The 1,442-nt window shown below is 61.9% G+C and carries 1 protein-coding gene and 2 pseudogenes; all 3 read right to left on the minus strand.

Annotated elements, in window-relative coordinates; translation table 11 throughout:
- Positions 1-224: pseudogene (locus tag EN884_RS35845) on the minus strand (DUF302 domain-containing protein); the annotation flags it as partial.
- Positions 225-291: 67 nt separating this feature from the next.
- Positions 292-1,152 (minus strand): alpha/beta hydrolase, encoded by an 861-nt coding sequence (locus EN884_RS35850; protein ID WP_063170718.1) that lies wholly within the window; start codon positions 1,150-1,152, stop codon positions 292-294.
- 147 nt (positions 1,153-1,299) lie between these two features.
- A pseudogene (locus EN884_RS39985) lies at positions 1,300-1,442 on the minus strand (alpha/beta hydrolase); the annotation flags it as partial.

The raw sequence follows: 1,442 nt of genomic DNA on the forward strand, positions 1-1,442 counted from the left end.
ATGGCGCCCAAGTCGAATTCCGCGAAGAGCATGAGACCTGTGCGGCCCAGGCCACTTTGCACAACGCGCTCCAAATCCGAGAAGGAATTTGCAGCCCTCGTCGCCTTGAAAAATTCGACAATATCAGGTTGCCCGACCGCTGACTTGAGCGCGGCCACAACGGCGTCGAATGGTTTGGAACACGTCAGGCTGAAACGCTCAACCTCGACCTTTGCGATTGTCATTTCATTCTCCGCAACAGCTCTCAAGAATAAAAGTGCGCCCGATCGCGCCGGATTATGCCACCGCCGATTACGCTTCCACGAAGGTCCGGACGTGGCTGACGAACAATTCGTGGTACTGAAACAGGGCGCCGTGGCCGGAATCGGGATAAAGGACCAACTGGGCGTTGCTCAGAGCCTTGAACATTGCGTAGGCGTTGTCCGCCGGTAGCATGGTGTCGTGGCTGCCGCTCACCACAAGGGCGGGCTGGCGGATGGCGCGCAGAATGGCGTGCTCGGGATCAGGTGTGGCGCACCAGGTAATAAGCGCCTTGGCCTGCGGATCCGTCACCGCGCTGCCGTTATCGGTGTCCCGATCTTCCTCACGCACCTTCGCCCGCTTCAGGAAAGCCAGGCCGGCCGACTGGCTGGCGGACGACTTCGTGAAGAATAGTGGCAGGCGGACGTCCGGCGCGTCGGTTTGGGAAAACGCGTCCTGGAGAACCGTCAACAGATGCTCTTCTCCGCCTCTCGGAGCCGTGCCGACGAGGATGAGCTTGCGCACCAGCCGTCCGTGCTCGGCAGCGATCTGCTGGGCGACGCAGCCGCCGAGGGAAAAGCCAAGAAGGTCGACTTCGGAGAGGCCGAGCAGTTTGATAAAGGCGACCGCGTCTCGGGCCATCGCTTCGATATTGTCCGGCGTTTGTCCTGTCGAGCGGCCGACCCCGGCGTTGTCGAAAGCGATCACCGGTCGATCGGCGGCCAAGACATTCACGACGGCGGGGTCCCAGGCGTCGATGTTGCCCGAGAAATGCTGCAGGAGAACCAGCGCCGTTCCGGTCGATGGGCCGAGGCGGCGATAGGCGAAGCGGATTCCGCTGCCTTCGATGTAAAGGGTGGGTGCCGTTTCGAGCGTGGCGGCGTCCTGGCTCGGGGTGTCGAACTCAGTCATGTCATCCTCCGGATGCTTGGCATTAGAAATCGAGTGGGTGCAACTGGTGCGGTTTCAGCCAGGTCTGAGCCGTTCGCGGCTCAAGGCATGCCGTAGTTCGCCCAGCACGCGCGGCGCTCCCGGCACGAAGTGCCGGGAGCGGTATCGTCACTTCACGAGCGCGGCCTTTTCAATCACCGCGGCGACTTCCTTCGCGTGGACGACGAGGGAGGAATGGCTCCCGGCGACCTCCGTCGTCTCAGCCTTCATCCTGTTGGCGAAGATCTTCTGGACCTCGGGTGCGATGACCT

This window comes from Mesorhizobium sp. M7A.F.Ca.AU.001.01.1.1, assembly GCF_004022735.1.
Classification (GTDB): Bacteria; Pseudomonadota; Alphaproteobacteria; order Rhizobiales; family Rhizobiaceae; genus Mesorhizobium; species Mesorhizobium ciceri.